This window comes from Dietzia sp. DQ11-38-2, assembly GCF_014145055.1.
Taxonomy (GTDB): Bacteria; Actinomycetota; Actinomycetes; order Mycobacteriales; family Mycobacteriaceae; genus Dietzia.
In genome coordinates this window covers 2,177-9,542 of the sequence record NZ_JAALDW010000209.1, presented here as the reverse complement: position 1 = coordinate 9,542, position 7,366 = coordinate 2,177, and the positions used below count along the sequence as shown (strand labels likewise).

Below are 7,366 nucleotides of genomic sequence, written 5' to 3'. Positions count from 1 at the left end.
TCGGCCACCCGTCTGCCGAGGCCGGTGGCCCTGGAACTCGCCCTGCTCGGCGACGCCCTCCCCGCCGCGAGGTTGGCCGAACTGGGAATGGTGAACACCGTGGTACCCGAGGGCAGGGCCCTGGAGACGGCGATGGAGACGGCCCGGCGCATCGCCGCCAACGCCCCCCTCTCGGTGAGGGTCGGCAAGAAGATCGTCGACGAGGCACCCACCTGGAGCCCGGACGAGGCGTTCGGACGCCAGAGCGAGATGGCCGGCCCCGTGATCCTGTCCGACGACGCCAGAGAGGGCGTGGCCGCGTTCGCCGAGAAGCGGGAGCCCCGCTGGACCGGCCGCTAGCCACTTCGCCGAAATAGCCTCAGGCCCGGCTCCCCTGTTGGGGAACCGGGCCTGAGTGCGTGGTAGCGGGGACAGGATTTGAACCTGCGACCTCTGGGTTATGAGCCCAGCGAGCTACCGAGCTGCTCCACCCCGCGTCGTTTGCGTCTATGACACTACGTGCCACTCACCGCGGAAGGCAAATCGGTGAACGCGGAACGACCGGAACATGACTCAACTCACACTGCGGCTGCCATTCATGCAGGTCAACTCAGTTCCCGAGGGCCTGGTAGGCGTCGACGGCCTCCTGCAGATCCTCCAGGGCCCGGCCCAGTGAGGACAGGTCCCCGCCCTGGGCCGAGCGGACCGCATTCAGCGCCTGGTTGATGTCCCGCACGGCTGCGGCACGCGCGGCTTCGTCCGTCCCCCCGGTGGCCGGGGCCGCCGGGCGCGGAGCGGTGGCAGCGGTGGGAGACGCGGCGTCCTCCGCCTCGGCTTCCGCCTCGCCGCTCTCGTCGATCCGCACGACGTCCGGGTCGGCCTCGATACCCACCTGGCGCAGCGCCTCGTACAGCGTCGGCGCGTAACCCACCGCGCGGTCGTAGCTGACCATCACGCGGAGCAGCCTGGGGAACGCGGAGTCCTGGTCCTTGCGCTGCGTGTAGATGGGCTCCACGTACAGGACGGAGTCATCCGCCAGCGGCAACGCGAGCAGGTTGCCCTCGGTGATCTCGGCCGTCTCGCCCCACAGTCGGCGGTCCTCCGCGATCGCCGGGGAGGCGATCATGATGTCCTGCGCCTGGTTGGGTCCCTGCGCCAGGGGTTCCGTGGGCCGCTGCACCCGGACCGTGATGTCGCCGTAGGTGTCCGGGTCCGAGCTCGCCGACATGTGCGCCGCGAGGAACTCGCGCTCGTACCCGCGGAACGCGGAGATGAGCTGGAACGAGGGCTCGTCCGACTCGGGGTCGGTCGGATCGGAGACCACCACGTAGTACGGCGGCTGACTCGGCCCCTCCACAGGACCGGCATTCGCGGCCTGGGTACCCGCAGGTCCACCGGCCGGCCCACCCGGGGGCGGGGTCGGGTTCTGGATCGACGAGGTCACCGTGGGATCGGACGGCACCGACCAGAAGGCGTCGTTGGTGAAGAACTGACCGGGGTCGTCGACCTGGTACCGGGCCAGCAGCTCACGCTGGACCTTGAACAGGTCCTCCGGGTACCGGAGATGCTGCTCGAGCTCCTCCGAGATGGCCTCCCGGGGCTGCACGATCCCGGGCAGAGCCTTCATCCAGGTCTGCAGCACCGGGTCCGACTCGTCGAACGCGTAGAGGTCCACCGTGCCGTCGTACGCGTCGACCGTGGCCTTGACGGAGTTGCGGATGTAGGAGACCTTCTCGTCCGGCAGGACCCGACCGCCGGCCTCGTTCGTGGAGTCGGCCGTCATGGCCTCCAGGGAACTCAGTTCGGCGTAGGGATACGTCTTGAGCGTGGTGTAGCCGTCAACGATCCACTTGATCCGGCCGTCGATCACGGCCGGGTACGTGTTGGTGTCGGTCGTCAACCACGGCGCGACCTTCTGGACACGGTCCCGGGGGTCGCGGTCGTAGATGATCTTGGAGTCCGGGCCGATCAGACTGGACAGCAGGATGTTTCGCTCGGCGAACCTCAGCGCATAGGCCGTGCGGTTGAGCCAGTTGCCGATCGGGACACCGCCCTCACCGGTGTAGGTGTACTGCTCGGTGTCCGTGTCGTACTCACGGGGACCCTCACCGTTGTCACCGACGATCGCGTAGTCGGGGTCGGCCTGGGCGATGAGAGGACCGAAGTAGGTCCGCGGCTGGGTCACCGGGATCACCATCTCCTGCCCGCTGTTGATGGCCTCGAGGTCCGAGATCTGGAAGTTCGGCAGGCCTCCGCGGTCCGAGCCCGCGTCGTCGGCGATCTCGTTGACCCGGTTGGCGGGCGCGGAGACGAACCCGTTGCCGTGGGTGTAGACGGTGTGCCGGTTGATCCAGTCACGCTGGTTGGCCTGCAGGGACTCCGGGTTGAGCTCGCGCGCGGCCACGAGGTAGTCCCGCATCTCACCGTCGATCGTGTACCGGTCGATACCCAGCGTCTCGGGGAAACCGTAGAAGTTGCGCAGCTGGTGAAGCTGGGTGAAGGTGGGCGAGAGCACGTTCGGGTCGAGCACGCGGACGTTGGACAGCGTCGTGACGTCCGACCCCGCCTCCCGCGGGTTCGGATCCGCCGAGCCCCAGCCCTCGATGTACGTCACCCGGTCGTCACCGATGTCGTACGCGGCCCGCGTGGCCTCGATGTTGCGGGCGATGTACTCCCGTTCCTTCTCGGCGCGGTTGGGGTTGACCGAGAACTGCTCGACCGCCAGCGGCCAGACCGATCCCACCACGAGCGCGGAGAACAGCAGGAGCACGGTGGCGAGCGCGGGGATCCGCAGATCCCTGATCACGATCGCGGAGAAGAAGGCGATCGCACAGACGATCGCCACGGAGAACATGAAGATCTTGGCCGGGATCAGGGCGTTGACGTCGGTGTGTCCGGCACCGGTGAACGTCGCGTTCTCGCGGAACAGCAGCTCGTACCGGTCGAGCCAGTACGCCGCCGCCTTGAGCAGGATGAACAGTCCCGCGAGACTGACCAGCTGGATCCGCGCGGCGCGGGTCAACGCCCCTTCGCGCGCACCGGGTCGGAGCCCACCGAACAGATAGTGCGTGACGAGATTGGCGAGGAACGCCAGGACCACGGCGACCATGAGCCAGGTGACGAGCGATCGCCACAGGGGCAGCTCGAACGCGTAGAAGGAGATGTCGATCCCGAACTGGGCATCGGTCTGCCCGAACGGGGTGGAATTGAAGAACGCGAGAACCGACTGCCAGCCCGTCTGAGCCACGGAACCGGCGAGCAGTCCGAGCCCGACGGGGACCCATAGCACGGTCTTGGCCGGTGAGTCGCCGAGAGCGGCCCGGTACCTCGCCAGCGCGTCCGGCATCCCCGGTTGTGCCAGGAAGACCGGACGGTACCGGTAGGCCAGCAGGATGCCCGCGGCGACCGCGAGTCCCACGAGCAGGGCGACCACGACGAAGAGACCGATCCGCGTGAGCAGCTCCGTCCTCATGACGGTGGTGGCGTCGACCGAGGAGAACCACAGCCAGTTCGTGTACGTGGAGTTGATCCTCGGTAGCACCTGGATCAGGACGATGAGGATGACGATAGAGATGGCGACGGCTCGGCCGCGACGTGAGATCGCGATCGGCCGACCGGGATTACCGGGCGGGCGGACGGACACCGGGGAAGCTCCTGGACTGCTGGGGCGGACATGCTCGTGGAATCCACCTTACGGAAAAGCCCCGGCTCACCCGCAGGTCGGTGGCTGCCCCCCGGAAACGGCCTCCTCCAGCGCCTCCAGCGCGCCCCGGAGCGTGTCCACCTCGATCAGGCGGATCCCTCCCGGTGGGTCCTGCACGGCCTCCGCACAGTTTGCGGACGGGACGAGGAATTCCGTGGCCCCCGCCTCCCGGGCGGCCCGGATCTTGTGGGTGATCCCGCCGATCGGGCCGACGGTGCCGTCGGGCCGGATGGTGCCCGATCCCGCGACCTGCGCGCCGCCCGTCAACTCCCCCGGTGACAACTTGTCCACGATCGCGACCGCCAACACCAGCCCCGCCGAGGGGCCCCCCACGTTCGGGTCGATGTTGATGTCGACGTCGGTGCCGTCCGCCGGTGTGTCACCGACGAGGATGCCCAGGCGCCCCTGGTCGGGATCGCCGTCCGGACCGGCGGGCTGCAACGTCGTCGTCGTCGTCTCCTCGCGCCCGTCCCTGGTGAACCCGATCGAGACCTCCTCGCCCGGCCGCCGGGCGCTGACCTGCTCGACCACCGCGGTGGCGTCGGAGACCCGCTCGCCGTCGATCGAGGTCAGGACGTCACCCTCACGGAGGCGGTCGGCGGCCGCGCCCTCGGGGTCGACGGCCTCGACCCTGGGCTGCATCGGGATCCCCAGGTACCTGTAGGCGGCGGCCTCCGCGGAGTTCTCCGAACCCACCATCTCGGCGGCGTTGGACTCGCGGACCTCGTCCCGGGACCGTTCCGGGGGGAAGACCTGGTCACGCGGGACCACCACCTGCACCGGGTCCAGCCAGAACCTCGTGGCCTCGAGGAGGGTGAGGTTGTCCCGGACCGCGACCGTGGTCATCCGCAGCGCACCGGAGGTCTCGTCCGCCTCCCGGCCGCTGATCTCGATGACGGGGACCGTCTCCACCCCGTCCTCGCCCTCGACACGGACGTCGCCGAACGTGTCGTAGGTGGGTCCGGGGCCCATGGACACGAGCGGAACCGTCGCGGAGGTGGCCAGGACGAGCAGCAGCACCGCCGGGACCAGAGCGGCGAGGAGGGTCAGCAGTCGGCGACTCACGGGGGCAAGGGTAGTCCGCGAGCCGATACCGTGACGTCGGGCCCGGACCTGCGCACCCGAGGGGCTGTACCGTTGTGGCATGAACCAGCCCTTCGGTTTCTCCGCTTCCGATGACGACGGTCGCGACGACGACCGGAGCCGCGACCCGGGCGGCCCCGGCGGTTTCGACCCCTCCCAGTTCGGCCAGTTCGGTCAGATGCTCTCCCAGTTCGGTCAGATGCTCGGCTCCATGGGATCGGCGATGACCGGACCCGGCTCCACGGGCCCGGTCAATTACCAGCTCGCGCGCACCGTGGCCCTGCAGGCCCTCGGACGCACCCCGGTCGTGTCCGAGGCCTCCCGGACCGCCGCGCAGGAGTCGATCCGCCTCGCGGAGCTGTGGCTGGACGAGACCACCGTGTTCCCCTCCGGCGTCCACCGGACCGAGGTGTGGACGCCCCAGCAGTGGGTCGAACAGTCCCTGCCCACCTGGGAGAAGATCTGCACCCCGGTCGCCGAACAGATGAACTCGGCCACCAAGGGGGCGATGCCGGAGGAGGCGCGCCAACTCGCCGGACCACTACTGGGGATGCTCGACCAGATGGGCGGCATGGGCTTCGGGATGCAACTCGGTCAGGGACTGGGCAAGCTCGCCCCCGCCGTGCTGTTCTCCTCTGAGGTGGGCCTGCCGTTCGCGGACGACGGTGTGAGCGCCCTGTGCCCGACCGCGATCGACGCGTTCGCGGAGGAACTCGACCTCCCACGCCAGGAGGTCCTGGTGTTCCTGGCCGCGCGGGAGGCCGCCCACATCCGGTTGTTCGCGGGCGCACCCTGGCTCCGGGCGAGGGTCCTGGCCACCGTCGAGGAGTACGCCCGCGGTATCCGGGTCGACACCTCGGGACTGGACGACCTCGCCTCCGGTCTCGACCCGTCCATCCTCCAGGACCCCGCCAAGCTCCAGGAGCTGCTGTCCGGCGGGGCCGGTGCCATCGGGCCCAAGGTCACCAATGTCAACGAGGCGGCGCTCGGCCGTCTCGAGACGCTGCTCGCCCTGGTCGAGGGCTGGGTCGACGCGGTCGTCACCGCCGCGGTCGGCGATCGCCTGCCCAGCGCCGACAAACTACGCGAGATGTGGTTACGCCGTCGCGCCACCGGTGGGGCGGCAGAGCAGGCCTTCGCCGGTCTCGTCGGTCTCGAACTGCGCCCACGCAAGGCCCGGGAGGCCTCGGAGCTGTGGCGCCGGGTCTCCGAGGCGGTGGGCACGGACCGCCGGGACGGCCTGTGGAGCCACCCGGACCTGCTCCCCGTGGGCGAGGACCTCGAGAACCCGGCCGCGGTGATCGACCGGCTGCTCGACGAGACCACCGGGGACCAGTCCGGGGTCGACGAGATCGAGAAGTTCCTCCGCGAGTCCGGGGGCGGTCCCGGCACGGGATCCGGCGGCGACGCGAACGGACCGGCGGGGGACTCCTGAGCTGCCGGCCCGTCTGAGGTCAGGGGCCGTCGTCCTGCACGAGGTCCCCCACCGCCTCGCCGCCATCCGCGGCTCCGCCGGACCCCGGCGCGAGAGTCCTGGAGTGGGCCTCCAGAAAGCCCATGGCACGCTCGGTCCGCGGATAGCGTCGCACCACCTCCCAGAAATCCGGGGTGTGACCGCCGGGCACCACGAGATGGGCGAGTTCGTGCACGACGACGTAGTCCAGCACGTACGCGGGGACCTCCCGCAGCGCCTCGCTGACCCTGATCTCCCCCGACGCGGGGGAGCACGAGGCCCACCGGGTGGTCATCGCGGGCACCCACCGGATCGACCCAGGTCGCGCGCGTCCGTCCATCCACCTGTCCGACAGCGAGGTCGCACGTCGCATCAGGTCCTCGTCGGACGCCCTGGCCCCCGACCGCCTGGCGGAACGACGCAGTCGCGACAGCATGTCGGCGACGAGCCGACGTTCCTCGGCCCGGGGCAGCCCGGCCGGCATGAGCACCACCACGGCCCCGTCCTCCACTCGCGCGGAGACCGTCCTCGTGCGACGACGCGACCGCCGCACCTCGATCCTGGGGTCATCAGGGCTGGTGGGCAGCCCGTCAGCGGGTACCGAACCCTGATCGACGTCGGATTCCGGCTGGGGCGTGGGTGACACGCCGACCACGCTAGACGACGGGCGACCTCTCTGTTCTCCACAGGTCGCACCAGGTGCACCGGGCTGTGGACAGGCCGCCGACGAGCGTCCCCGCGACGACCACGTGCGTGCCACGATGTGCTCGTGTCATCAGCGACCCCCTCCGGAGTGCGTCCACCCCACACCGCGATAAGACCCACCCCGCGGGATCCCGTCCGGGCCGTCCTGCGGGCCGGGACCGTCGTGGTGGTGAGGGACCACGACTCGGTTCAGGTGGGACTCGCACCGGACCGCGCGGTCGTGGTGGCCGCCCCCGGGTCGTGCGGACCCCGGGGTCTGGCGGCACTGCTCCTCGAGCTCGAAGGCGGGTCCGACCTCGACGACGCCGCCTCCCGGGCGGGGGTCGACGCCGCAGATCTCCCCGCGGTCGCGGGGATCCTCGTCCGCCTGGCCGAACTCGGCCACGTCCGGTTCCTCGGCCCGCACACCGCCACCCCCGAGCCGGTGCCGGCCCCGCGGCCGC

The 7,366-nt window shown here is 70.1% G+C and carries 5 protein-coding genes, 1 tRNA gene and 1 pseudogene; 3 read left to right on the top strand and 4 right to left on the bottom strand.

Going from position 1 to position 7,366, the window contains the following annotated elements; translation table 11 throughout:
• Positions 1-339: enoyl-CoA hydratase-related protein (locus G6026_RS07705; protein ID WP_241727978.1), on the top strand; the 339-nt coding region annotated here is incomplete at its 5' end.
• Between the two features lie 60 nt (positions 340-399).
• Here the strand turns inward: G6026_RS07705 and G6026_RS07700 are convergent.
• The 3 genes from G6026_RS07700 to G6026_RS07690 all read right to left on the bottom strand — a co-directional run bounded on the left by G6026_RS07700 (position 400) and on the right by G6026_RS07690 (position 4,747).
• Positions 400-476, bottom strand: a tRNA-Met gene (locus G6026_RS07700).
• A 113-nt stretch (positions 477-589) separates the two neighbouring features.
• On the bottom strand, positions 590-3,622 hold the full coding sequence (locus G6026_RS07695; RefSeq protein ID WP_182612827.1) for a UPF0182 family protein: 3,033 nt from the start codon (positions 3,620-3,622) through the stop codon (positions 590-592).
• A gap of 66 nt (positions 3,623-3,688) precedes the next feature.
• Positions 3,689-4,747, bottom strand: a complete 1,059-nt coding sequence (locus G6026_RS07690) for a PDZ domain-containing protein (RefSeq protein ID WP_107755968.1) — start codon at positions 4,745-4,747, stop codon at positions 3,689-3,691.
• Between the two features lie 79 nt (positions 4,748-4,826).
• Between G6026_RS07690 and G6026_RS07685 the strand changes: the two genes are divergently transcribed.
• Complete coding sequence (locus G6026_RS07685; protein WP_182612826.1) at positions 4,827-6,200, top strand: zinc-dependent metalloprotease; 1,374 nt, start codon at positions 4,827-4,829, stop codon at positions 6,198-6,200.
• 19 nt (positions 6,201-6,219) lie between these two features.
• On the opposite strand, the gene G6026_RS07680 is transcribed toward G6026_RS07685, so the two are convergent.
• Positions 6,220-6,864 carry a M48 family metallopeptidase gene (locus tag G6026_RS07680; protein ID WP_231750500.1) on the bottom strand — a complete coding sequence of 215 codons (645 nt, stop codon included), beginning with the start codon at positions 6,862-6,864 and terminating at the stop codon, positions 6,220-6,222.
• A gap of 123 nt (positions 6,865-6,987) precedes the next feature.
• Here G6026_RS07680 and G6026_RS07675 point away from each other — a divergent pair.
• A pseudogene (locus tag G6026_RS07675) lies at positions 6,988-7,366 on the top strand (hypothetical protein); the annotation flags it as partial.